Below are 24,517 nucleotides of genomic sequence, written 5' to 3'. Positions count from 1 at the left end.
TTATGATCGCACCAAATACCAACTCTATAGATTGTTTGATTGTTCCCCCAATTCCTGCCGCCCAAGTCGAAAAAAATGCTTCTATTAGTAAGCCATTAAAAATAGGAATTCTAGCATCAGGAAGCGGCAGCAACTTCGAGGTAATTGCCCAAGCCATCCAAAACCAAGAACTTAATGTTCAAATTCCAGTATTAATTTACAACAACCCCGAAGCCAAAGCCGCAACGCGAGCCGAAAAATACGGCATTCCTTCGATTTTGCTCAATCACCGCGATTGCAAAAGCCGCGAAGAATTAGATACAAAAATTGTTAAAACTTTTCAAGCTCATGATGTAGAATGGGTAGTGATGGCGGGTTGGATGCGTATCGTCACCAAAGTTTTGCTCGATGCTTTTCCCGACAAAGTTATTAACATTCACCCCAGTTTGCTGCCGAGTTTCACAGGAATTCGCGCTGTCGAACAAGCACTCGCAGCCAAGGTTAAAATCACCGGATGTACGGTGCATATCGCCCGTTTGGAGGTAGATAGCGGGCCGATTTTAATGCAGGCTGCAGTGCCTGTATTACCTGACGATACGGCAGAAACGCTGCACGCCAGGATTCAGGTACAAGAACACAAGATTATGGTAGGGGCGATCGCCCTTATTGCCGAATCCCATCAAAAACATTGTGACTAAAAACCTCACCAGTTCCGCATCTGTCCCGGAATTACCAGTCAGCGACTCGCCCGAAATAAGGCCGCCGCTGACCGACTGCAATCGCTTGCAATTAATACTGAAAGACAGGCTCAAAAAAAACATCGGCATCAAGGGAGAATTTTATCTGCCTTGCTTGCCATCGATGCTAGACGACTATCTAAAATTACTCTCAGACTTCTTAATCATCCTCGGGCAAAACCTTGATGCTGCCCAATCCGAAAACTTGCGAATATTAATCGCCAACGCCTTAGCAGAAGGATTCAAAAATTCTCCCCACGCTAATCTAATAGTTTCATACTTTCCCGCCAATTCCCAAACCGGTTTAGCCGACGGCATTACTCTGAATACCAAGATTCAAATCGAATCAATGGCCGAGAAATATCATAGCTGGCCGGATATTCGCCCCGAACCTTTATTTGGTAGCCATCCCGATGCCAAAGTCATCGCCATTGCTACCGAATTAGGAGAACCAAGTAAAGCACCTATTTTAGATGTCGGTGCCGGCCCAGGGCGCAATAGTTTGCCTTTAGCAAGGTTAGGTCATGCCGTGGATGCGATCGAGCTAACACCGATATTTTCCGAGAAACTATCAGCAGCAGCCACCGCCGAAAACTTGCCGATCAATGTCACCCAAGGCGACGTTTTAGACCCTTTATTGAGGATGAAAACCTATCGGTACAAATTAGCCATTGCTACCGAAGTTCTCTCCCACTTCCGCTACCCCGAACAAGTCCGCTTATTCCTCGGCAAAATGTCCGATGCTGTTTTAAGTGGCGGGTTTATCTTATTCAGTGCTTTCTTAGCAGTAGATGGCTACGAACCCGACGAGATGGCCAAACAAATGTCTGAATTGTGTTGGTCTTATCTCATCACAAAGCAAGAATTGCAAGCAGCAATCGAGGGTTTGCCGTTAGCAATTATTTCTGATGAATCGGTGATTGAATACGAACAAAAACATTTGCCGGATTCTGCGTGGCCGCCGACACCTTGGTTTGTGAGTTGGGCCAGCGGGCGCGATTTATTTCCGGTGCAAGAAACGCCGCCGTTGGAGTTGCGGTGGATACTGGTTAAACGCTTGTAGATATCTGTTTCTTTTGTGTGAACTTATATCATCTCCGGTAGCATCGGAATTATGTAGTGCGATCGTCCCGCTCCCACGCAATATCATCCAAATATATGATTCCGATGCCATCGGAAACGATATTATCGATCGACCAAATTAATCAACCTGCCAATTACAAAATCTTTCGGTATCTTTTCCTGTTCTAAACGAATTGTTTGCTTCGATAAATAAACAAATAAATCATGCTCTTTAGGTTTCAGGTAAGGTAAGTTAGCAACCTTGCACAATGTTCCCGGCACAGCATATTCCTGAAATGTGTCGAAAGTTTCTCGATCCATCATAACAGAATTTATTTCAGAAAAATAAGACCTTAATTGCGAAAGAATCTGGAACCCTTGGGCATCCAAATCACCCCAGTAAATTATTTGGCAATCATTTAGCCACTCAACATCTTTTAAAATAGCTACATTAAATCCCTTTCCCCACAGTGCAAAGCTGTTGCTTAAATCAGGTAAGTTGCGAAAATTCATCAGATTTTCAGTAATAATAAAGCGGTATCCTTGAAGCTTGCGACGTTCAAAATCAGAAATGAGTATGCTCATCTCCGAGGTGCTAATGCCATGCTTCACCTGTAGGTTTTGATCCAAAGCTCTGATAGTTACCGATGGCTCAGCATATCGCAAACCAAATCGCTTTTCAAAATCATTTCCTTCTGGATTAATAGCATCGTCAGGCAGGATAGCTGACAGCAACTCATTCAGAATACCTTGATTTTGTTCTATGAACTTAGTGTGAACATTTATCGGTAGTTCGCGAATATAAAGATGAGGTTTCGGATTCTTCTGGAAATACAAGCAGACACGCAATAAATTATCCCATTTTCCTAAGTGCTTGATTACTTTTTTAGGATTTTGACTAAGCCATATCTTCAATTCAGGGAATTCATTTCTCATCCTTGCTACAGCTTGTTTAAAATCCGCCACTTCGGATTCCTTATTCAGGAATTTGAGATAATCTGTCTCGGCTTCAAATATAATTCTGGATGGTAACGACTGCATATCAAAGCGAGTTTTCCGCCGTATCGACTCAAGTTGATACCCGTACCCAACACAATGTTTTGAGCCTTTCTTAAGTTGCTCAACAGCATCTCTTAGCTTCTGGAAGTCGTCGGGAATTGTGCGACCTGCGGCAAAATCTCGCGGGAAAAAAGGTTCTCCCAGGAGCAAGGATTGCAGGAAGGGAATATAGAGTCGCTCGGCTTTTTTTCGGATTTCTTCGGGGGTAATCATCAACAGACACGGTTAATTTGAAGCAATTTGTCCAAGAGGCTGTTTGTCTAGGGACATATTATAAACCTTGGAGTCGTTCTCTTCTATACTGTTTTCAACATAGTAAGCAGCTCCTACATAATGCTCAACAACTGGGATTTTGTCCTTGGGCGTAACTACCAGAAGCTGAAGATTTAATTGTTTAAATAAGTTCATTGCATACCTTGCATTTGCTTCATCTGACTTGCTAAAAGCTTCATCAATCACCACGAGACGAAATGATTCAGATTTAGTTTTATCCTGTACTAATCCAAATTGGTAGGCAATAGCTGACGCTAGAATAGTGTAAGCTAATTTAGCCTTTTGCCCGCCGGATTTTCCAGAGGAGTCGGAGTGATATTCTTTCTCAGTGTCGTCGGTTTTATTCTTGACGCTGACTGAGAAATTGAGCCAATTACGCACATCGGTGACTCTTGCTGTCCACTTCTCATCTGACTGGAGGCGATCGATCAGCTCTTTAATTTTTTTAAAGCTAGCTTCGTCAGCTTCCGAAGTTCGCTCAACCCCTACATCAGCATAGCACAAACCTTTTTTTAAGAGATTTTTAAATTCCTTAATTTGGTTTTCTCCGTTGGGTTCGCATTGGACTTGTATATAAGTAAAGGGTGTATATTCAATCATTTTTAAGGATTGATTGAGATCGTAAATATTGTCTTTAATGTCACTTTCCCATTCTTCTAAAGTATCTTTAAAATTATAAATAGCGCTATTAATTTTCTCATCAAGCAGTTTTTTAAACCTTTGTTCCTGTGTGGGTAAATCATCTCGTTCTATTTTTTCTAGCATTCCCTTGAACTCAGGGATAAATTCTACTGATGCGTCAACATTTGCAGTTTCTGCGGGATAGCCCCCCTTGTAACTCATCATCTTTTTTTCAATGCTGTTTCGCAGAGAATTCAACTTGTTGTTTGCGTCGCTTATTCGACCCTGGTAAGACTCCTTTACTCTAGTTTCCCAAGTATCAATGTTATCGAGGCTCGGAATTTGATTGCTGAAACTCTCTTCAATATCAGGAGTATAAGTCTGCATCTCTTGGGATGTCGATAAACTTGAGCGTTTTTCGCATTCAACGCTCTGTTTTTGGTAATGCTCGATATCGCGATCGAGAATACCAATATTTCTTTCGGCGACACTTTTAGCTGCTTCGTTGTTCTGAATGTGGGTGCTGACATCAGCTAGTTTTCTCTTCAACTCCTCTAAACGATCGCAATTCTCCTCTAACTCCTGCTTTTGCTCCACTAGAGTTTGCTTTTTGCTCGCGTCCGGTTTCCAGTCGATCGCAGAAAAATCATTGAATTCCAATAACTTTTCTAGCAGATTCTTGTGCCTGTTGCGCTCTTTTTGTTGTGTTTCAATATCCTGTATAGCTTTTTCTACTCGACTAAGCTCTGCTTTACGCTCATTCAATTCAGCTTCACAATCCTTTATTCTCTTAGAATTGTCCCACCCCAAAATATATCTTCTTTTGTTCTCATTGCTGGAATGGCGATCGTCTTTTTCATGTCTATTCCCCTTCTTAATCAAGCCATTTATTGTAAGAGCATAATTCTGCTGCTCAAGCAGCTCTAAATCTTGACAACAGAGGTAGTTACCATAATATTGTGATAATTCATTAGCCAGCCAAACATTATATTTAGTATCAGATTTAATCTCCAGTTTGTAAAACAAAGAATTATCATCTAAGTTTTTGGAGACCAAATCTAAATTTTTATTGTCAACTTTCTGATAAACGACGCGGCCTCGCAGATTAGTGTGATCGACATATCGAGTGAATTGATGGTAGTATTTTTCAGGAACTAAGAGTTGCAGTCCAAAGTTGTGCAGCAGTTTTTCGATCGCCCCTTCCCATTTTTGGCGTTCTCCATCCTTTACCTTCAGCAGTTCGCCCACAAAAGGAATTTCCTCCTCAGCAATTCCCAAATATTTTAATATCTTTTCTCTGATTCGCAAATTGTCAGCAGGAATCTGATTTTTTCGCTGTCTTAAAGATTGCAGTTCTTGGTTTAACTCAGTCCAACTATCTTTAACTTGCTTAGCATAAGTTTTTTTGTCATCGCGTTGGGCTGTTAATTCTTCCAGTTGAACATCAACACCTTTTTGAGTTTCCCTTGCTTGGATTATAGAACTATTAAATGTATCCAGGTCACTGTAAGTTGGAAATCCTATACCTTCAACAATTTTATCGTATTTTTCGGCTGCTTGTCGATGATTAGCTATCTGACTGTCTAAAAACTTAATTTCCTGTTCTAATTCTTTGATTTTCCGTCCTGTTTCATCATTTTCAATGGCGGCTGTCAAGTCTTGCTTTTTCTGTCGTAAGCCTTCTAAATCTAGGCGTTTTTTTGATAAATCACGGCTAAGTTGACTCTGTTCTTGTTGTTTTTCGGCAATTGCTTTTTCCAATAAACCTATTTTATGCTGAGCGAAGTAGGCGGGAATAATTGGGAATACTTTATTTAAGTGATTCAGCTTCTCCTTGACATTTTCGTAACTTTCAGACTCAGCCATTAGCGGTTTTAAAACCTCTAGCTGGTTCTTGGCTTTCTGCATTGCTTCATGGGAAGAGGTTAAATTTTCATAATACTCAATCAGCTCTTTTATGGGATTCTCAACATAAGTTTTTTCCAGCATATGACCGCGCACAAAGTCATTTAATTTGCCAATTTCTTTGATACTAACAGTCTGATTGAATAAATCGAAAGCTTTTTCCGATTCCACACCAAAAATTTTACGAAATCGTTTGCTATAGTCAACAAATGTGTCAAATGGTTCTATTTTTACTTTCTGGAAAGATGCCAACTGCTTTTTTAACTGTGGTAAACTTTGAAAGTTATTGAAGTGTTCGGCGATGCTCAGTTCGCCAGCAGCAACCAGAAACAACTTTTCAACTCCCTCTTTTACATATAAAACCTGAGCCAGGGTGACTTTCTGTTTGTATCCTTCGTTATAGAAATAAGCGAGTAAAACTGAATAATCATCTTTGGTACGCAGGTACTGCGGTTTAGATTTGTAGTCATCTTCAGTTTTAATTGTGCTGTAGGCTCCGAGTACATACGTCTTTTCGTCTCGTTCTCGCTTTCCTGAACCTGAAGCCAAGTTATAATTCCGCTTTCCATTCGGCACTAATAGTGTCAGCAGTGCGTCAACCAAAGTCGATTTACCGGAACCATTTGCCCCCGTGAGCAAGGAAGTTTGACCGCACGGTGCGATCGTACCCTGCTTAAAAGTTCCCCAGTTTAATACTTCCAGCCGATGCAAGCGGTATCCAGCTTTGGAATTGTCACTCAAAAATTCAAGCATTAGATTTGTCATAAGCTTCTAACCCTTTTTTGATATCCGTCAATGTTTCAGCGGGAATTTTAGCTTTGAGGATGCGGCGAATTTCATAGGATTCGCCTTCTGTATTCTTTAACTCTTTCAAAAAGTGCAACTTGACAACTCGATTGATCGATTCGTCAAATTTTTTCAAAAGCTTTGGGTCATCACTTTGCTCTGGAAAAAACGGACGCATCAAATCGTGAATGTGATGTTTAGACACAATGCAGCGAGCCGAATCAGAGGTAGAGGTGCTGTTATTAAACTCTAGCAACTTCTCGCGTAATAAAACACATAGTACCGTAACTTCGTAACTCAGGGGAAGTCTCTTAACCAGCCTGGGCAGTTTCTTTGCTTCCTCGTCGCCATCGTCACCATCTGGCTGCTGTAAAAAAGCATATCCTTCCGCTTCATCTAAATAAAGTCTCAGCCCAATTTTTCCGAAGTATTCTCTGACGTTTTTTTCATTCTTCAATAGCTCACACCAATCCTCCTTATCTTCATCTTCATACAGGATACCCTGTAGTAATTTGATGATTGCTGGTGCGTAGGATGCGATAATCTCGTTTGTCATCATGAATTTGCTGTGTTTATCTTTTAAAAATAACTTGTGGGAGTGTCAGGTGCAGGATGTTCTGCTTGTCAAAGGAACTTGCCGTAATGCGATCGCTCACTGAGTCATCGATCGCGTGTTTTGTGTCTTGAGAGGCGATCGCCAAATAAGCAACTACTTCAGACAAACCCTTTTCCACCGGATACTTCTCAATTACTTCAGCTAGCGTTACCCAATCTTTGCCCTCCAATGTTGCTGCAATCTGCCGCTTCAATACTTCCTCATCCACATAACAAGAATTTCGCAAAGCATCAATTTGTTCCCTCGGTAGATCCACAGTTGCGTCGCTCAAATTGTAGCTTTTAAAACTCCGCTCTTCTGTTGGTTTACCCAACGGTCTTTCCATCACCAGTTGCACTTCCGGGTCGCCTTCTATCCAAATAAAGTCCTCATTTTTTGGAGGATTATCGCTCGCCGCAAGGGCTAATTTTTTAATCAGTTTAATCAGTTCAATTACTCGTTTGTTCTCGGCGATATGCTGCTCGGTCAGCATTTTTCGCAACTGTTCGGCAAGACGATAATTAGATTTAATAATTTTGTCGCTAGCTTGAATTAGACTACGTTTAATTCTTCGGAGTATGGGATTTTTTTTACCCAAATCTTGAAGTTCTGGCAAGCCATATACCCCATTAATCAGTTGTTCCAATTCTTCCTGTTTAGAAGGATCTGTCAGGAAATCTCGGAAGGCATAGAAGCTGCGCCCCTGATCGGATTTCCTAATTTCTTCATCCGCATCGATTACCAGTGCCACAACTAACCCCTTTCCCCCCTCCTCTTTTAGCTGTGCCTTTTTCACTTTGTCCGTGATTTCTTTAAAATTTTGCTCGACATCTCCAAAATCAGCAAGGAGTCGGCGGGCCACATCATTAGCTTTTAGAAACCACTCTTTGAGCTTAGCTTCGCTGTAGCGTTCAACCTCACCAGTTTGTTTGATTGTGTCGATTTCTTTCTGAATGGCTGCTTTTTGTTTTTCTAATTCGTCTAAACGCGCTGCTGGATCTTCTGTACTTTTGGTTACAATTTCTTTGAGAAGTGAAAATATCTCTAAAAACTGTGATTCAGTGCCAATAAACTCTCTCCTCTTCAAATCTTCCAGCCAACCAATCGCCCGATTAGTACCCGGTGTAAGTTCAAAAACCGGATCATCATCCTTCGTCTGATAATATCTCTTCAAGAACTGATGATCGCTGTTGCACCAAGTGTCCAGGTAAGTCTGTGCTTTCCCACGATATAGTTCCGGTTGATCTTCGCACAGCTTCTCCAAATAATTTTCAAGTTTTTCTACCAGTTCTGATTGGGAAACGGTAATCCGATTTAGAGACTTGAACTGGTGATACAAAAAACTGATAATTAAAGGTGCGTTGTCAGTTCTTAAAAGTTTAAGGCTAGGCTCGTTTTTTAAATCATATTCTATTTGGTCATGTTTCATATGCCCAGCGTTAAATTATAGATTTAATTGTCGTCCGATTAGCATTTAACCCTTGGCAAATATGAATTATGAATGGTGAATATGTTTTTTTCACAATTCATAACTCATAACTCATAAGATTTAAACCTCAGATGCCCGCAATTGTCCGCAGGCTGCATCTGCTTCTAAGCCGCGAGAATACCGCACGCTAACAGCAATTTTCTTCTCCTTCAAAACCGCAACAAAATTGTTGATTCGATTTGGAGTCGGACGCTGATATTCAGCTTCTTGAATCGGATTGTAAGGAATCAAATTGACGTGACACTGAAAACCGCGCAACTGATTTGCTAACTCGGCTGCGTGTTCTGGTAAATCATTTACGTTTGCTAAGAGCACGTATTCAAAGCTTAATCTGCGTCCAGTCGATCGCACATATTCCCGACATTCTGCCACTAACTCACCCAAAGGATAAGGGCGGGCGCTAGGAATTAACTCTTCGCGCAATCTTTGATTGGAAGCGTGGAGGCTGACGGCGAGGGTAATTTGCAGTTGATGTTCGGCTAGTTGGGTGATGCGATTGCGGATTCCGACTGTGGAAACGGTGATATTGCGCTGTCCAATTCCTACGTCTTTATTCAAACACTTGACAGCAGCTACAACGTTATCGAAATTCAGCAGGGGTTCGCCCATTCCCATAAATACGATGTGGCTGACTCGGCGGCCGAAATCTTGCTGTACTGTCAAGACTTGATCGACGATTTCGTTTACTTCTAAATTGCGCTTGAAACCGCCTTTTCCCGTAGCGCAAAAGTCGCAGCCCATCGCGCAGCCAACTTGGGCTGAGACGCACACTGTCAGCCGTTTTTCGGTGGGAATGCCGACTGTTTCAATGATTTGACCGTCTGCTAATTTTAGAAGATACTTTACCGTAGAGTCTGGTGCGACCGATCGATAGTGAATAGTCGATCGCCCGATCGGAATTTTCGCAACAGTCTCGCGCCACTGTTTAGAGAATACAGAAATCTCAGAGAGCGATCGCGCGCCTCTCTCATAAATCCACTGGTACAACTGCTTCCCGCGATAAGCGGGTTGCCCGTTTTGCTGCACCCACTCCGTTAACTCAGCCAAACTCGCGCCCAACAACGGCGGAATTTTACCAGACTCAACAGACAAAGCAGCAGTCTTGCGAGACTGATTCGCACCCTTGGAATTACCAGAAGAGTACACCTGAGAAACGGAAGTAGAAGGCATAGGTCATCAGAAAATTTTAAGCCACCCTCCATAGTAAAACTTCTCGACCAAAACTGCCGTTAATCCTCAAAAATGTGAAGTCTCGATCCCTCTAAATCCCTTAAGAAGGGGGACTTTAAGAATAATCCGGTTCCCCCCTTTAAAAAAGGGGGTTAGGGGGCTGTTATTGTGGACTCACAAAGAAAACTCCAGACAGAAATCTGCACAATCAAGAATCCAGTTAATTTTTGGCCAAATCCCCCAAAAATTGCGTGTAAATGACCGCAGCCCCCTAAAATAAACTCCAGAGTTTATTTTAGGGTATGCAATCTGACTGCTTTCCATCACAATTAATGCAACTTTTATGGTGCTAAATATTCTTGCGCTGCCCTTAGCGTTTCAATTTACATCCCCAGGCCCGATAATCTTTCAACTAGGCCCCCTAGCTATCCGTTGGTACGGGCTGTTGATAGCTTCTGCCGTCTTAATAGGGGTCAGTTTGTCCCAATATTTGGCCGAAAAGCGCCGCGTCAACCCAGAATTGCTGGGCGATTTAGCAATTTGGCTGGTTCTGGGCGCTATTCCCTGCGCTCGAATTTATTACGTGGCTTTTGAGTGGCCGCAATATGCCCAAAGACCTGAAGATATTATAGCGATTTGGAAAGGCGGAATTGCTATTCACGGGGCGATTTTGGGCGGCACGATCGCAGCTTTAATTTTTGCGAAAATCCAGCGAGTTTCTTTTTGGCAATTGGCAGATTTAATCGCGCCTTCGGTAATTCTCGGTCAGGCGATCGGACGCTGGGGAAATTTCTTTAATTCCGAAGCTTTTGGCGGCCCTACGGATTTACCTTGGAAACTTTATATTCCGCCAAACAGCCGCCCGATCGGCTACGCTAATTTTGAATACTTCCACCCCACATTTCTCTACGAATCTCTGTGGAATTTGACAGTATTTGGGTTGCTGCTGACTTTGTTCTTCCGCGATTTGCAAGGAAAAATTAGGTTGAAAACAGGTGCTTTGTTTTTGGTTTACCTGGCAGCTTACAGTTCCGGTAGAGTCTGGATTGAAGGGTTGCGAACTGATAGTTTGATGTTCGGGCCACTCAGGGCTGCACAGATGGTAAGTTTGACTGGGATTGTGTTAGGTTTGGGCGGGTTGGCTTGGCTTTATTTGCTCGATCGACCTTTACCCGATGTTGTCTCCCCCAATAGCGATCGGGCAAATATCGATCGCAAATCCCCGGGCGATCGATAAAAAACCCCAGAGAGGTTAGTCTCTAGGGCTCAAAACCAGGGTGCATCTACCATCCCTTACTTCCAACCAAAATCGGTGCATCCGGAAGCGTCGGTAAATTTAGCAAATTTTTTAGCAGCCATGAGTTTGACAGAGATTGAAGACCCCCTTTCAGGGGTGTACATTGTAGGTGCAGGCCCGGGAGACCCGGATTTGTTGACTGTTAAGGCTCAAAAATTACTGGCTGTCGCCGATGTGATATTATTTGCTGATTCCCTAGTTCCAGAGCAAATTTTGCAGGGAGTGCGCGCAGATGCTGAAATTATCCAAACTGCGGATAAGACTCTCGAAGAGATTGTACCTTTGATGGTGGAGCGAGTGCGCGCCGGGAAAAGCCTCGTCCGCCTCCATTCCGGCGATCCCTGTCTCTACGGCGCTGTCGGCGAACAAATGCAAGCTTTGGCCGAGGCGGGAATTGCTTTTGAGGTAATCCCAGGAATTAGCGCTTTCCAATTAGCCGCCGCGAAACTTAAAATTGAGTTGACAGTTCCCGGAATTGTACAGACAATTATTTTGACCCGAATTACCGGCCGCACTGAAGTACCAACACGCGAAGAATTGGCGAGTTTAGCGGCCCATCAAGCGAGTTTATGTCTGTATTTGAGCGCCCGCCATGTCGAACAAGCTCAATCTAAATTGATGGAACATTACCCATCGGATTTACCAGTGGCGATTTGTTATCGCTTGGGCTGGCCGGATGAAAAAATTGTCCTAGTTCCCCTTGACAAAATGGCGCTTGCTACCCGCGAACATAATTTGTTTAGAACGACCATGTATGTAATTAGTCCGGCTTTGGGAAAAGAGGCCCAAGGGCGATCGCGCTTGTACCATCCAGAGCACGATCGGCTGTTTCGTCAGTAGTCATTAGTCATTAGTCATTAGTCATTAGTCATTAGTCAGCAGTCATTAGTCATTAGTCATTAGTCATTAGTCATTAGTCATTAGTCATTAGTCATTAGTGGTTGACAATTCCCAATTCCCAATTCCCAATTCCCAATTCCCAATTCCCAATTCCCAATTCCCCATTCCCAATTCCCAATTCCCAATTCCCAATTCCCAATTCCCAATTCCCAATTCCCAATTCCCAATTCCCAATTCCCCATTACCCATGAAAGATTTAACTCGCAGAGAATTTATGACTGTCACCGCATTAACCGCCGGATTTGCCTTAGCAGTTCATCCGATTGCTGCGGCAACTATTACCACAGATAAAACTGGTTTAATAGCAGGTGAAGTGAAAATCCCCGTGAAAGACGAGTTCATTCCAGCCTACAGAGCAATGCCCGCTACTGGAAGCGATTTTCCAGTAATTTTAGTAATTCAAGAAATCTTCGGAGTTCACGCATACATTCAAGATATTTGCCGCCGTTTTGCCAAATTAGGCTATTTGGCGATCGCCCCAGAAATGTTTTCCCGTCAAGGCGATGTTTCTAAAATCACCGACATTCAAGAAATTATTAGTAAAGTTGTCTCGAAAGTTCCCGATGCTCAAGTTATGTCCGATTTAGATGCTACCGTAGAGTGGGCACAAAAGTCAGGAAAAGGCAATATTAATAAGTTGGGAATTACAGGATTTTGCTGGGGAGGCCGAATTGTTTGGATGTACGCGGCCCACAACCCAAAAGTCAAAGCAGGAGTTGCTTGGTACGGGCGTTTGGTTGGATCTTCAACGGCTTTAACTCCCAAACATCCGATCGACCTTGCAGCAACTTTGACAGTGCCCGTATTGGGTCTTTACGGTGGCAAAGATGACTCAATTCCCCTGGATACAGTCGAAAAAATGCAGCAACTGCTCAAAACCGGCAGCAGCGGTTCCGAAATCGTAGTTTATGCAGATGCGCCGCACGGTTTTAATGCCGACTATCGCCCCACTTACCGAGAAAAAGATGCCAAGGATGCTTGGCAAAAGCTGCAAAATTGGTTTAAGAAGCACGGGGTAGCATAAGAGTTTTGAGCGAGCAAGTTTTGAGTTTCTTACCTTCGCAACTAGAGCTCGCTCAAAGCCATTTCTTCCTGCAATCCCTCACGGGATTTAGCTTTCATGCTACATGCAAAAATACCAAATACCAGCACAAAAACAACAATTGTTCTCCATTGAACCAAAAAATTCCCACCCGCCGCTAAAAATATTCGTATATACTTGGTTGTCAAAAAATACAAATACCTTAATTTAATTCTAACAAAATAAAGGTGGCCCGAAGCAGCATATTTGCGATCGAAAACAGCCAGACAGGCAATCTGAACAATATCGGTGTAGCCCGATCGCCCTTAAGACAGTTGGGTTTGTGGGCGCAACTTGGTAAACTGGCCTGTGTAGAATTATCGATCGACAGGTAAGCCCGTGCTAGACGAACAAGCTAAAAAGACCATCTTGCGGAAAATCCCCCACGGATTGTACATTTGCGGCGTCAAAGAGGGAGAGGAACTCAACGGTTTCACCGCTAGCTGGGTGATGCAATCTTCCTTTACCCCTCCCTTAGTCGTTAACTGCGTCAAGCAAGACTCAAAATCCCACGCCATGATTGAAGCCAGCGGAGTCTTTGCGTTGAGTTTCCTAGAAGCAGGACAAAAAGAGTTAGCCCAGAAATTCTTCAAGCCACAGCGCCGCGTTGGCAATAAATTTGAGGATGTAGAATTTTATGCCGGGGCAGAAACTGGTTGTCCGATTATCTCCGACTCTCTGGGTTACATTGAGTGCAATGTTGTCGGCGCTGTAAAACATGGCGATCACACGGTGTATGTCGGAGAAGTGGTGGCCGCCGGCGTTCACCGAGAAGGCGATCCGTTGCTGTTAGAAAGCACTGGTTGGAATTACGGCGGCTAAAAACTTAGCAATTGGCAATTGGCAATTGGCAATTGTCAGTTGTCAGTTGTTAGTTGTTAGTTGTTAGTTGTTAGTTGTTAGTTGTTGGTTGTTGGTTGTTGGTTGTTGGTTGTTAGTTGTTGGTTGTTAGTTGTTGGTTGTTAGTTGTTGGTTGTTAGTTGCTAGATATAGCGGCTCGATCGCGTTGTGAGGTATGCCCTAGGCCCTAGGCCCTAGGCCCGACAGCGCCTCATCTTTCTGAGAAATACTATAGTTCATTGTTAAGCGATTCACAATAGATAAAAAATCGACAACAATCTTGTCGGTGTTGTCGGGAGTTAAAATCGGGACGTGGACAAAAATACATTGAGTGGATATTTGAGAATCATAAATATGCTTTAAAACCGCATAATAGAGGTCTTCGCAAACATATTTCCCGGCTTCGTGACTGATTTCTGTGACGGCTAAATCTGCGACTAGCTGTTCAAGATTAACTGTTGTTTTCAAAATATCCGCATCACAGCAAGCGCAGGATTCCACGGTTAATTTTTCCCTGCTTTCTGCCATGCCACAGCAGATAATTATGTCTGGTTGGAGTTGGTTGATTTGGGCGATCGCCAAATTCGCTGCTAGCTGGGAATCTACGGGTAGTTTTCTCAAAAAAGTCAGAGAATCAGGCAAAGATTGAATTTGGGAAATGTTAGCTAATAAATCGTCAGAAGAATTTGATTGCTGATGCGATCGCCAAGTGTCGAATGAAGTTAGCAGGATTTTGGTATTCATATAATCTCTCGTAAATTGACGTGCAGAAAACCTTGTCGCTGGGTAGGGGCGAGTGTCAAAAATCCTCTGGTTTTACAGCAGAGATACTGATGAACCAGTCCCTACGACTCTCGAATATGGGAATCAGGAATTGAAAATTCATCAGACTGTTGGCTGTTGGCTGTTGACTGTTGGCTGTTAACTGTTGGCTGTTAACTGTTGGCTGTTAACTGTTGACTGTTGGCTGTTAACTGTTAACTAATGACTAATGACTAATGACTACTGACTACTGACTACTGACTACTGACTAATGACTAATGACTACTGACTACTGACTACTGACTACTGACTACTGACTACTGACTACTGACTACTGACTAATGACTACTGACTAATGACTACTGACTAATGACTACTGACTACTGACTACTGACGTTTTGTGCAATAATACTAAAAATTGATCATATAAGGCAAGTAAGTCAATGTCTGTCATCGCAGTAGTAGACTATGACATGGGCAATCTGCACTCGGTCTGTAAAGGCTTGGAAAATGTGGGTGCAGTGCCAAAAATTACGGATTCTCCTGTAGAAATCGAGCAGGCTGATGCGGTGGTTTTGCCGGGAGTTGGTTCCTTTGACCCGGCAATGCAGAATTTGCGATCGCGCAATTTGATAGAACCGATAACAAATGCGATCGCCTCTGGAAAGCCTTTTTTAGGCATTTGTTTGGGCTTGCAAATGCTGTTTGACAGTTCCGAAGAAGGTACAGAACCAGGATTGGGAATTATTGCCGGAAAAGTGCGCCGATTTCGATCGGAACCGGGGTTAACCATTCCGCACATGGGATGGAATCAATTAGAATTCACTCAGCCAAATTTGCCGCTGTGGCAAAATCTTTCATCTCAACCTTGGGTTTATTTAGTGCATTCCTATTATGTCGATCCGGTGGACTCAACAGTCAAAGCTGCAGTGGTGACGCACGGAAGTCAGACGGTGACGGCTGCCATAGCTAAAGACAATCTGATGGCCGTACAATTTCACCCGGAAAAGTCTTCAAGCACGGGATTACAAATGCTATCAAATTTTGTGAGTCAAGTGAGAGCAAAAGTAGCCACTTAGAGTCAATTAAAAACCCGATTTCTTCAAGAAACTGGGTTTTTAATAAATCAGCTATTACTGTTTAGCGATCGATCGCCAATTTTATTTGAGACACTTTAAAATCACCACAGATCGCGCCGTCACCGGAACAGCTTTTCCCTTTGCATAAATTCGCCCTTGAGATTCCACAAATTTCGGTTCAGCAGTGTCAAGCACAGCAATCCACTGCAAACTTTGAAAGCGAGGGGGAATCACAAAATCGAGCGTCTCCCAATAAGCATTGAAAAACAACAGAAAACTATCATCAACAATCCGTTCGCCGCGAGCATTTGGCGTAGCAAGTTGTTCGCCGTTGAGGAAAATGCCGATCGCCTTAGCATATCCCACTTGCCACTGTTCGTCAGTCATTTCCCCGCCATCGGGGTTAAACCAAGCAATATCGCTAACTTGAGAACCGTGAATGGCGCGCCCTTGGAACCACTTACGCCGGCGGAATACCGGATGTTCGCGCCGCAAGCGGGTTAACTCGCGGGTAAATTCGAGTTGATCGGCGTTTTTGAACTGCAATCCCCAATCCACCCACGAGATTTCATTGTCCTGACAGTAAGCGTTGTTATTGCCTCCTTGACTTCGCCCCATTTCGTCTCCCGCCACCAGCATCGGCACCCCTTGGGACAGCAGTAACGAAGTTAAAAAATTCCGCTTTTGGCGTTCTCGCAACGCCTGCACTTCGGGATCCTCAGTTTCCCCGTCCCCAGCACAGGGGTCTGGCGGAGGTGGATATTCTCCCTCTCCTAGCGCTTCAGTATATGGGAATTCCACCATCGTGCAGTTCCAAGACTGATTGTGGTTTTCCCCGTCGCGACTGTCTTCACCGTTAGCTTCGTTGTGTTTTTGGTTGTAGCTGACCAAATCGTGCAGGGTAAACCCGTCGTGGGCAGTGATAAAGTTGATGCTGGCGTGGGGTCGCCGTCCGTTACTTTCGTACAAATCGGAACTTCCGGTAAAGCTGTAGGCAAACTGAGAGAGAGTTTCATCGGTTCCCCGCCAAAAGTCGCGCATGGTATCGCGGTAGCGACCGTTCCACTCCGACCACAGCAAGGGGAATTTTCCGACTTGATAGCCGCCTTCGCCGATGTCCCAAGGTTCGGCGATTAACTTGACATCGCACAAAACTGGGTCTTGGTGGATGATATCGAAAAAGGCAGCAAAAGTATCGACGCGATCGGTTTCCCGCGCTAAAACCGTCGCCAAATCGAAGCGGAACCCATCGACGTGCATCTCCAACACCCAATACCGCAAGCTGTCCATAATCAGCTTCAATACTTGGGGATGGAAGACGTTGAGGGAGTTGCCGCAGCCGCTGTAATCCATGTAGTAGCGGGGATTCTCTTTCACGAGGCGGTAGTAAACGGCGTTATCGATGCCTCGAAACGAGATGGTCGGGCCCATGTGGTTGCCCTCTCCGGTGTGGTTGTAGACCACATCGAGAATCACCTCAATGCCCGCAGCGTGCAGGGCTTTGACCATTTCCTTAAATTCATTCACCTGTTCGCCGGTGTCGCCGCTGGCGCTGTAGCTGGAGTAAGGTGCGAAATAGTTAATCGAGTCGTAGCCCCAGTAGTTCCGCAGTCCCTTGGCATCCAGAAATCCGGGACAGCCGATGAAGTGGTGGACGGGGAGGAGTTCGACGGCGGTAATCCCCAAGGATTTCAGGTGGTCGATGGCGGCGGGATGGGCGAGTCCGGCGTAGGTTCCCCGCAAGGGTTCGGGAATGTCGGGATGCAGTTGAGTAAAGCCTTTGACGTGCATCTCGTAGATGATGGTTTTGTGCCAAGCCAGTTGTGGGTGAGTGTCGCCTTCCCAGTCGAAGGATTCATCGATGACAACGGCTTTGGGGATTAAATGAGAATCGTCTAATGCGCTGTAGGATAAGTCTTCGGCTTCGTCGTCCCAGTCATAGCCGAAGAGTTCCCGTCCGTGATCCACATCTCCGGCGATGGCTTTTGCGTAGGGGTCGATCAGCAGTTTGGCGGGGTTGAACCGATGTCCGGCTGAGGGTTCGTAGGGGCCGCGGACGCGAAACCCGTACAATTGACCGGGTTTGATGCCGGGAATGTAGCAGTGCCAAATGAAGTTGTAGACTTCAGTCAGCGGGACTCGGGTTTCCCACCCTTTTTCGTCGAACAAGCACAATTCGACTGCTGTGGCATTTTCGGAAAATAGGGCAAAATTAGTGCCTTTACCGTCCCATGTTGAACCCAAGGGATAGGGTTTACCGGGCCAAAGTTTTAAATCCATAGAACCTAGAGTGGTAATTTTATTTAAGTTGAACAATCAATCATTAGACTTGTAGCAAAAAGCCTTTCCTATCCTGGACGATCGATTACCATCACAAAAACCGCTTTTGGGCGGACGGTCGTCCGCACGCGCGATCCTTGCTGATTGCGATCGATCGAACATGATATCAATGGTAGGCAAGATGCCTGCTGTTTACAGACTTTTTAGGAGAAAACTATTCAACTTGATATAGAATAAAGCTTTGATGCCGAAGGCTGACCTCGGCTTGGCCTGTAAGTTTTTCGGGCAAAGTCGAACCGTCCCCCATCCACTGAGGGTCGGATGAGTCTAAGACTTTTTGCCAGTTTCCTTCTGGTAGTACAAGTTTAGTTTTTTGTGTGGTATCGCTGAAATTAAAGATTGCTAAGACTTCACTGTCGTCAACGCTTCTGATGAGGGTAATGATTTTTTCACCGTCAAAACTGTTAATATCAATGCTTTGGCGATCGCGACACTTCAAGGCAGGAATTTCTTGGCGAAGTTTAATCAGAGTTCGATACAACTCTAACAACACTTTATGCTTGCCTTCGCGCCGTTTTTTCCAGTTAAGCTTTGATTGCAAAAATGTTGTCTTGTCTTGTACGTCCGGCGGTTCTCCTGTGTGGTGAAATTCTTTGAACTCGGCCTTTCTTCCCTGGCGCACCGACTCAACTAAATCTGGATCGCCGTGGCTGACAAAATACAGAAATGGTGCTTCTTCACCGTACTCTTCCCCCATAAATAATAAAGGAATGTAAGGAGAAAGCAATACCGTAGCTGCTGCCAATTTTAGTGCTTCAAACGAGACCAAATGTGCTAGCCGTTCGCCTAACATTCTGTTGCCCACTTGGTCATGATTTTGGCAACAAACGACGAATTGATCTGGGTCGAAATTGCCCGCCGGACTGCCGTGGTAGCGCTGCCGAAATTCCGAATATTCTCCTGCATAAGCAAATCCTTCTTGCAAGACTTTCACTAAGGTTCTGAACTCGCGAAAATCTTGGTAATAACCTCGGTCTTCCTTGGTAATGAGGCTGTGCAAACAGTGGTGAAAATCATCGCACCATTGGGCATTGATATCGTAGCCACCTTTGCTGGGAGGATTGATAATCCGAACGTCGTTGAGGTCGCTTTCAGCAATTAAGTAAAACGATCGCCCTTGCTGTTGGGACAATTCTCCGGTTTTTTCGGCTAACTCGGCTAAAAAGTGCTTGGCGGAGAAGTCGTAAATCGCGTGAATGGCATCTAACCTCAGCGCATCAATGTGACAATCCCGAAACCAGTAGAGGGCATTTTCGATAAAGAAATTGCGAACGCCATAGCTACCAGCATCATCAAAGTTGAGGGCGTTTCCCCAAGGGGTACGATATTTATCGGTAAAGTAGGGGGCAAAATTCGAGGTATAGTTGCCTTCGGGGCCTAGGTGATTGTAGACGACATCTAGGACAACGGCTAAGCCTTTTTGGTGGCAAGCATCGACTAGGGTTTTCAAGCCGTTAACGCCGCCGTAGGAGGATTGAACGGCGAAGGGATATACGCCATCGTAGCCCCAATTGCGATCGCCCGGAAACTGCGCCACGGGCATAATCTCGATCGCGTTAACTCCCAATTCTTTCAAGTCATCGAGACGGTCAATCATTGCCTCGAATGTTCCTTCTTCGGTAAACGCGCCTACGTGTACCTCGTACATAATATAGTCTGCCAGAGCAATCCCTTGCCAGTCGGCATCGTTCCAAACAAATGCGCTTTGGTCAACTACTTCTGATGGGTTGTGAACGCCTTGGGGTTGACTATAGGATGCTGGATCTGGTAGGGTCGTCTTTCCATCGAGTTGATAGGTATAAAGCGTACCGGGAGATATTCCTTCTGCTGTGACTTGCCAATATCCTCTCCGTTTTTTTTGCAGGGGAATGAGTTGTGGTTCGGGTGCTGTGATTTGGACTGCTACATCTTGTAACAAGGGTGCCCATAGCGTAAATTCACAGCGATTATTGCCCAGATACGTTGCGCCAATTCTCATATTTACTGATTGATTCCATGTAACATCATATTTTTGCTCCAACTTAACGATTCTATTTTTTTTATCAACTATTCGATCGTTTTTTGGATGCCAGCTGCAGGCCTTATCCTCGAAGTATGTTTCAACATCGGGCTTGTCTATCCCAATTTGCTTCGATTTTTCAGACATTCCCTGCTGGCTTGACAGAAGTATAACAGTAAGCTGGCTGTTTGCCAAGCGATAGTCGATATTATCCCCTCTCTCAAGAGATCTTTATCACTTCAACAAACCCTTGATTAGAGCGAGTTTCAGCAAATTTGAGATGGGACATTAGCTTTTTTCCAGCCATTATTTTATTTTTTAGTTGGATACATCATTAGGTTGAGCGACAGGAGCATCTGCCAAATGTATGATATTTGACAGACAAAATGGCGATCGTCCTTTATAATTACCGACGGTCAGGGAGGATTAAGCCAGCTTTTATATCGTTTCAGGTAGCATCGAAATCACATATTTAAATCATTGATAGTGAGGTCGCGCTGGCGAAGTCGATCGCCAGCGCGACGGCACTATATAATTCCGATGCTACGGGATTTGATATTATAGGGCATCCCCGAGTCTGCGATCGATCGCAGACTCGGTTTCGGGCGATCGCGAGTATTGTACAGCTAGCGATCGAGACGCTGGCACTCTTAATGCTTTCGGGAGATATTCCCCAATTTATGCAGATATTTTGGGCCGGGGCGAACTCGCCAAAGCACTCAAAGAAATGCTGCTAAGTCGGAGATGCAGCCTTGCATTCAAACTTAGTTTGGGGAATCAAATTAATTATAAAATACTGTGACAAATTGGGTGTTAAATGAGCTTGAGAATCTGCGGCAACCGCCAAATCAAAACTCTGCCGGGACTGGCCACTCGTCCTACGCCTTCGCGAGTCAGAGAAGCTTTGTTTAATATTTGGCAGGGGACGATCGCAGGTTGCAGATGGCTTGACATTTGTACCGGCAGCGGCTCGATGGGCGCAGAAGCTTTGTGTCGGGGGGCGGCTAGTGTTACTGGCATCGAACAGTCGGCGAAAGCTTGTGCGATTATTCATGAAAATTGGGAGAAAGTAGCAGGCTCTTCCCAAACATTCCAAATCCTGCGGGGAAACGCGATGGCAAAATTGGGGGCGCTGGGAGGACAGCAGTTCGATCGCGTTTACTTCGATCCGCCCTACGCCAGCGACTTGTACGAACCTCTGTTAAACAAGCTCGCCAGCCAAGAAATGCTAGCACCTGATGGCGAAATTGCGATCGAACACAGCCCCGAGCGATCGACACAACCGATTCCCGGTCTAGAAATTTGCCGCCAAAAAATCTACGGCAATACAGCATTAACTTTCTATGCCCGCAGTGGCTGACTAGCTCAAACGGCATCAGCATCATAATATCAAATCCCGCCCAGATCCGAACGATCGCGCAGTGCGATCGTCCCGAATAGCGGTCTCAACCATCCTGCAAGCGCCTGCAGAGCGTAAAATTTAGCCCTTGAGTCCGATACAAATTTTTCCCGAAAAGTTAAACTTTGTGCGTAGGTTGACAGGGTACGTTACCTGATAAATCCCCGAAATAAATCGAGTTTACGCTGAAAATAAAGACTTTCAGTTGTAACATGAACTGCAAAGTGTGAGTGTGAATATTCCTAAAGGAGTGAATATGGTTCAGACACCTTCGCGCCATCGCGGCAGCGAGTTTCCGGCTGTTAATTCAGCAAGCCCAGTCAAACGCGATACGATTCTGCTGGGAGATAGCGCCCCGCTGCCAAATACAAAACTCTTCGGCACAGACGGCATTCGAGGGAAAGTGGGAGAATTGCTGACTGCATCCCTAGCGCTGCAAGTTGGCTTCTGGGCGGGGCAAGTTCTCCGCCAAAATGCCCCCAACCAGGGCCCTGTGATTTTGGGGCAAGACAGCAGGAATTCTAGCGATATGCTGGCAATGGCGCTGTCTGCGGGTTTGACAGCGGCCGGTTTGGAAGTGTGGAATTTGGGCTTGTGTCCGACTCCCTGCGTTGCTTATCTGGCAAGCATTTCGGAGTCTGTCGGCGGTGTGATGATTTCGGCTTCTCACAATCCCCCTGAAGATAACGGGATTAAGTTTTTTGGCTCAAACGGCTCTAAGCTGTCGCAACAGTTGCAGGAACAAATCGAAGCGGGAATCCGGGGGGCTAAGGTTCCGGTTGCTAGTTTTGCTTTGGGACACCACTACCACCGCCAGGAGTTGGTGAAAGATTATGCTGCTTCTCTCTCTGATTCGCTGCAAGAGATGAATTTGTCGGGAATGCGGGTGGTTTTGGATTTGGCTTGGGGGGCGGCGGCTGGTTTGGCACCGGCGGTATTTGAGAAAATGGGGGCGGATGTTATCTGTTTGCACGACTCTCCTGATGGATCTCGCATTAATGTTAACTGCGGTTCTACTCATCTCGAAAGTTTGCAAGCGGCGGTTTTGGAACACAATGCCGATGTGGGATTTGCTTTTGATGGCGATGCCGATCGAGTTTTGGGTGTTGACAACAAAGGTCGATCGATTGACGGCGATTACATTCTTTATCTGTGGGGCCGACAGTTGCGCGCCTCCGAACAGTTACCGTCCAATTTAATTATTTCTACTGTAATGGCTAACCTCGGCTTCGAGCGAGCTTGGGAAAAATTAGGAGGAAAACTAACTAGAACGAACGTGGGAGATCAGCACGTTCACGCTGAAATGCAGCGCACCGGTGCGATGTTGGGCGGCGAACAGTCGGGACACATTCTTTGTCCGCATTTTGGTATTAGTGGCGATGGTTTGCTGACAGCTTTGCACATAGCTTCGCTGGTGCGCCAATCCGGGGAATCTTTAGCGCAATTGGTCAGCGGCAGTTTCCAAACTTATCCGCAGTTGCTAGTAAATGTGCGGGTGGACGATCGGGAAAAACGCCTAAAATGGCACGAGTGCGAAATTTTGCAAGGGGCGATCGCCCGTGCTAAAACTGCAATGGGAGAACAGGGACGAATTTTGGTTCGCGCTTCTGGCACCGAACCCCTGATTCGAGTTATGGTAGAAGCTGCCAGCGCCGAATTGGCTAATTTCTGGACTGATAATTTGGTGTTGGCAGTTCAGAAATACCAGTCTCTTTGATCTGAAGTCATTAGTCATTAGTCATTAGTCATTAGTCATTAGTCATTAGTCATTAGTCATTAGTCATTAGTCATTAGTCATTAGTTATTTGTTATTGGTAACAACTGGCAACTGACAACTGACAACTGACAACTGCTTTCCGTACAACGTCCAACGTCCAACGTCCAGCGTCCAACGTCATAAGTGCTGTCGCCTCCGAGCTTTCCGTACAACATCATCAGTCCGAGGGAAGAGGTCCGAGGGAAGAGGTCCGAGGGAAGAGGGAAAATTATAGAGATTCAGTCTCTTGGTTTAAAACTAATTTCTGATCCTGCTTTGATATTCCTTCTTCCTTCTTCCTTCTTCTTCAAATCTCAAATCTCAAGTTTCAAATTGAATATTTTGGCGGCAAGTGCCATGATGATTTCTGTTGTGATACCTACCTACAATCGCGAGCAACCTTTGCGAGAGACACTGGCTGACGCTATCCGGCAAAATTACGATAATTTTGAAGTGCTGGTAATCGATCAAACTCGCACCCATGAATTGGAAACTCAAGTTTATTTGAACGAATTGGCAAATGCGGGAAAAATTAGGTGGTTTCGGGTAGATTGGGCGAGTTTACCAGGTGCTCGAAATTATGGAGTGCGGCGCGCTGTTGGAGAAGTTATTTTATTTATTGATGATGATGTACAATTGCCAGATGGTTTTTTGGCGGCTCACGCTGGCAATTATTTAGAAAAACCTGATGTGGGATGTGTGGCGGGCAGGGTTTTTGACAGAATGAAACTGGATAATTCTATCAGCGGTTTGGCGATCGAATATTTGCCTCCAGAAGCGATGGATGCAGCCGTTGCTTGGTATTTTATCGATTTGGTGCATACGGTACAACCGCAGCAGGTGCTCTCGGCTAGAGGCTGCAATATGTCGTTTCGCAGGCGGATTTTTGCTGAGTGGGGTTTGACTTTTGATGAGCGGTTTGCGGGGAGTGCTGTGCGAGAGGAGTCGGATTTTTGTTTGAGATTGCGATCGACTAACATGAAAATTTGGTACGATCCCGATGCCTGTTTAGTTCACTTGGGGGAGGAGAGCGGCGGATGTCACGATGTCAGTACGCGATCGATCGAATATCAAATCACATTTTATCACAACCACTTCCTCATGGGATTGAAAAATTTAACAGCCTTTCAATGCCTGCAATTTTTCGCCAAACTCTTTGACTGCCAAGTTTTGGGAAATCCGCCTTGCCATAAAAGCCGATCGCCTCTTAAAATATTCCTGAGACTTACTTTTTATCTCCTCGGCTTGATTAGCGCCATCAAGACATTAATTCAGTCCCTCTGGAACGACGGACAAATTTACACCCATCAAGATAACATTAACGCTAAATAATTTATGACTTACGCATGGGAACCCAGAAACCGGGTTTTTCACCAGTATGAAAGGCC

General features: G+C 44.9%; 20 protein-coding genes. 11 read left to right on the top strand and 9 right to left on the bottom strand.

The window, feature by feature from the left end:
- The first annotated feature begins 2 nt into the window (after positions 1-2).
- Together purN and QUA97_RS05510 are read left to right on the top strand one after the other, a co-directional pair.
- Positions 3-677 carry a phosphoribosylglycinamide formyltransferase gene (gene purN / locus QUA97_RS05515; RefSeq protein WP_194066672.1) on the top strand — a complete coding sequence of 225 codons (675 nt, stop codon included), beginning with the start codon at positions 3-5 and terminating at the stop codon, positions 675-677.
- Complete coding sequence (locus tag QUA97_RS05510; protein WP_333193736.1) at positions 670-1,779, top strand: class I SAM-dependent methyltransferase; 1,110 nt, start codon at positions 670-672, stop codon at positions 1,777-1,779. Before purN ends, QUA97_RS05510 begins: the two co-directional genes overlap by 8 nt.
- Before the next feature lie 122 nt (positions 1,780-1,901).
- Here QUA97_RS05510 and QUA97_RS05505 read toward each other — a convergent pair whose 3' ends face one another.
- The 5 genes from QUA97_RS05505 to rlmN form a co-directional block, all read right to left on the bottom strand.
- Complete coding sequence (locus tag QUA97_RS05505; RefSeq protein WP_333193802.1) at positions 1,902-3,050, bottom strand: Wadjet anti-phage system protein JetD domain-containing protein; 1,149 nt, start codon at positions 3,048-3,050, stop codon at positions 1,902-1,904.
- Positions 3,051-3,062: 12 nt separating this feature from the next.
- Positions 3,063-6,389 (bottom strand): ATP-binding protein, encoded by a 3,327-nt coding sequence (locus QUA97_RS05500; RefSeq protein ID WP_333193799.1) that lies wholly within the window; start codon positions 6,387-6,389, stop codon positions 3,063-3,065.
- Positions 6,382-6,981 (bottom strand): DUF4194 domain-containing protein, encoded by a 600-nt coding sequence (locus QUA97_RS05495; RefSeq protein WP_333193733.1) that lies wholly within the window; start codon positions 6,979-6,981, stop codon positions 6,382-6,384. Before QUA97_RS05495 ends, QUA97_RS05500 begins: the two co-directional genes overlap by 8 nt.
- Positions 6,982-6,994: 13 nt before the next feature.
- A complete protein-coding gene (locus QUA97_RS05490; RefSeq protein WP_333193730.1) occupies positions 6,995-8,446 on the bottom strand; it encodes a DUF3375 domain-containing protein in 1,452 nt (483 codons plus the stop codon).
- Between the two features lie 120 nt (positions 8,447-8,566).
- Positions 8,567-9,676, bottom strand: a complete 1,110-nt coding sequence (gene rlmN, locus QUA97_RS05485; RefSeq protein WP_333193728.1) for a 23S rRNA (adenine(2503)-C(2))-methyltransferase RlmN — start codon at positions 9,674-9,676, stop codon at positions 8,567-8,569.
- A 343-nt stretch (positions 9,677-10,019) separates the two neighbouring features.
- Between rlmN and lgt the strand changes: the two genes are divergently transcribed.
- Positions 10,020-10,913 (top strand): prolipoprotein diacylglyceryl transferase, encoded by an 894-nt coding sequence (gene lgt / locus QUA97_RS05480; RefSeq protein ID WP_194066674.1) that lies wholly within the window; start codon positions 10,020-10,022, stop codon positions 10,911-10,913.
- Positions 10,914-11,033: 120 nt separating this feature from the next.
- Entirely contained in the window at positions 11,034-11,813 is a 780-nt protein-coding gene (gene cobM / locus QUA97_RS05475; protein ID WP_194066675.1) for a precorrin-4 C(11)-methyltransferase, read from the top strand.
- 87 nt (positions 11,814-11,900) lie between these two features.
- On the opposite strand, the gene QUA97_RS05470 is transcribed toward cobM, so the two are convergent.
- On the bottom strand, positions 11,901-12,062 hold the full coding sequence (locus QUA97_RS05470; RefSeq protein WP_333193724.1) for a hypothetical protein: 162 nt from the start codon (positions 12,060-12,062) through the stop codon (positions 11,901-11,903).
- Between QUA97_RS05470 and QUA97_RS05465 the strand changes: the two genes are divergently transcribed.
- The 3 genes from QUA97_RS05465 to QUA97_RS05455 all read left to right on the top strand — a co-directional run bounded on the left by QUA97_RS05465 (position 12,061) and on the right by QUA97_RS05455 (position 13,776).
- Positions 12,061-12,897, top strand: a complete 837-nt coding sequence (locus QUA97_RS05465) for a dienelactone hydrolase family protein (RefSeq protein WP_194066677.1) — start codon at positions 12,061-12,063, stop codon at positions 12,895-12,897. The genes QUA97_RS05470 and QUA97_RS05465 overlap by 2 nt on opposite strands.
- Positions 12,898-13,142: 245 nt before the next feature.
- Positions 13,143-13,289, top strand: coding sequence for a hypothetical protein (locus QUA97_RS05460; RefSeq protein WP_333193720.1), 147 nt, complete (start codon positions 13,143-13,145; stop codon positions 13,287-13,289).
- Positions 13,290-13,293: 4 nt separating this feature from the next.
- Complete coding sequence (locus QUA97_RS05455; RefSeq protein WP_194066679.1) at positions 13,294-13,776, top strand: flavin reductase family protein; 483 nt, start codon at positions 13,294-13,296, stop codon at positions 13,774-13,776.
- A gap of 198 nt (positions 13,777-13,974) precedes the next feature.
- Here the strand turns inward: QUA97_RS05455 and QUA97_RS05450 are convergent, their stop codons facing one another.
- Positions 13,975-14,538 carry a pyroglutamyl-peptidase I family protein gene (locus tag QUA97_RS05450; RefSeq protein ID WP_194066680.1) on the bottom strand — a complete coding sequence of 188 codons (564 nt, stop codon included), beginning with the start codon at positions 14,536-14,538 and terminating at the stop codon, positions 13,975-13,977.
- 461 nt (positions 14,539-14,999) lie between these two features.
- Between QUA97_RS05450 and hisH the strand changes: the two genes are divergently transcribed.
- A complete protein-coding gene (gene hisH / locus QUA97_RS05445; RefSeq protein WP_194066681.1) occupies positions 15,000-15,635 on the top strand; it encodes an imidazole glycerol phosphate synthase subunit HisH in 636 nt (211 codons plus the stop codon).
- 81 nt (positions 15,636-15,716) lie between these two features.
- Here the strand turns inward: hisH and glgX are convergent, their stop codons facing one another.
- Entirely contained in the window at positions 15,717-17,915 is a 2,199-nt protein-coding gene (glgX, locus tag QUA97_RS05440; protein WP_194066682.1) for a glycogen debranching protein GlgX, read from the bottom strand.
- Positions 17,916-18,129: 214 nt separating this feature from the next.
- Positions 18,130-19,953, bottom strand: a complete 1,824-nt coding sequence (gene treZ, locus QUA97_RS05435; RefSeq protein WP_194066683.1) for a malto-oligosyltrehalose trehalohydrolase — start codon at positions 19,951-19,953, stop codon at positions 18,130-18,132.
- An 838-nt stretch (positions 19,954-20,791) separates the two neighbouring features.
- On the opposite strand from treZ, the gene rsmD reads away from it, so the two are divergent.
- From rsmD to hpsN, 3 genes are all read left to right on the top strand, one after another.
- Positions 20,792-21,334: a 16S rRNA (guanine(966)-N(2))-methyltransferase RsmD gene (gene rsmD, locus QUA97_RS05430; protein WP_194066684.1), complete on the top strand. Its 543-nt coding sequence runs from the start codon at positions 20,792-20,794 to the stop codon at positions 21,332-21,334.
- A gap of 295 nt (positions 21,335-21,629) precedes the next feature.
- On the top strand, positions 21,630-23,090 hold the full coding sequence (glmM, locus tag QUA97_RS05425) for a phosphoglucosamine mutase (RefSeq protein ID WP_194066685.1): 1,461 nt from the start codon (positions 21,630-21,632) through the stop codon (positions 23,088-23,090).
- A gap of 396 nt (positions 23,091-23,486) precedes the next feature.
- Positions 23,487-24,461, top strand: coding sequence for a hormogonium polysaccharide biosynthesis glycosyltransferase HpsN (gene hpsN / locus QUA97_RS05420; RefSeq protein WP_333193714.1), 975 nt, complete (start codon positions 23,487-23,489; stop codon positions 24,459-24,461).
- Positions 24,462-24,517: the final 56 nt, after the last annotated feature.

Origin of the sequence: Microcoleus sp. CZ3-B2, from assembly GCF_036705055.1 — a bacterium.
GTDB lineage: Bacteria > Cyanobacteriota > Cyanobacteriia > Cyanobacteriales > Microcoleaceae > Microcoleus.
The sequence above is the reverse complement of the archived record's forward strand: the minus strand, read 5'-3'. Positions and strand labels throughout refer to the sequence as shown.

What these genes read in the sequence shown, in the direction of transcription:
- cobM (WP_194066675.1), top strand. Translation starts at nt 11,034, where the DNA reads ATGAGTTTGACAGAGATTGAAGACCCCCTTTCAGGGGTGTACATTGTA.
- glgX (WP_194066682.1), bottom strand. Translation starts at nt 17,915, where the DNA reads ATGGATTTAAAACTTTGGCCCGGTAAACCCTATCCCTTGGGTTCAACA.
- QUA97_RS05450 (WP_194066680.1), bottom strand. Translation starts at nt 14,538, where the DNA reads ATGAATACCAAAATCCTGCTAACTTCATTCGACACTTGGCGATCGCAT.
- glmM (WP_194066685.1), top strand. Translation starts at nt 21,630, where the DNA reads ATGGTTCAGACACCTTCGCGCCATCGCGGCAGCGAGTTTCCGGCTGTT.
- QUA97_RS05505 (WP_333193802.1), bottom strand. Translation starts at nt 3,050, where the DNA reads ATGATTACCCCCGAAGAAATCCGAAAAAAAGCCGAGCGACTCTATATT.
- QUA97_RS05490 (WP_333193730.1), bottom strand. Translation starts at nt 8,446, where the DNA reads ATGAAACATGACCAAATAGAATATGATTTAAAAAACGAGCCTAGCCTT.
- rlmN (WP_333193728.1), bottom strand. Translation starts at nt 9,676, where the DNA reads ATGCCTTCTACTTCCGTTTCTCAGGTGTACTCTTCTGGTAATTCCAAG.
- hisH (WP_194066681.1), top strand. Translation starts at nt 15,000, where the DNA reads ATGTCTGTCATCGCAGTAGTAGACTATGACATGGGCAATCTGCACTCG.
- QUA97_RS05495 (WP_333193733.1), bottom strand. Translation starts at nt 6,981, where the DNA reads ATGATGACAAACGAGATTATCGCATCCTACGCACCAGCAATCATCAAA.
- treZ (WP_194066683.1), bottom strand. Translation starts at nt 19,953, where the DNA reads ATGAGAATTGGCGCAACGTATCTGGGCAATAATCGCTGTGAATTTACG.
- QUA97_RS05465 (WP_194066677.1), top strand. Translation starts at nt 12,061, where the DNA reads ATGAAAGATTTAACTCGCAGAGAATTTATGACTGTCACCGCATTAACC.
- QUA97_RS05500 (WP_333193799.1), bottom strand. Translation starts at nt 6,389, where the DNA reads ATGCTTGAATTTTTGAGTGACAATTCCAAAGCTGGATACCGCTTGCAT.
- lgt (WP_194066674.1), top strand. Translation starts at nt 10,020, where the DNA reads ATGGTGCTAAATATTCTTGCGCTGCCCTTAGCGTTTCAATTTACATCC.
- hpsN (WP_333193714.1), top strand. Translation starts at nt 23,487, where the DNA reads ATGATGATTTCTGTTGTGATACCTACCTACAATCGCGAGCAACCTTTG.
- rsmD (WP_194066684.1), top strand. Translation starts at nt 20,792, where the DNA reads ATGAGCTTGAGAATCTGCGGCAACCGCCAAATCAAAACTCTGCCGGGA.
- purN (WP_194066672.1), top strand. Translation starts at nt 3, where the DNA reads ATGATCGCACCAAATACCAACTCTATAGATTGTTTGATTGTTCCCCCA.
- QUA97_RS05470 (WP_333193724.1), bottom strand. Translation starts at nt 12,062, where the DNA reads ATGGGTAATGGGGAATTGGGAATTGGGAATTGGGAATTGGGAATTGGG.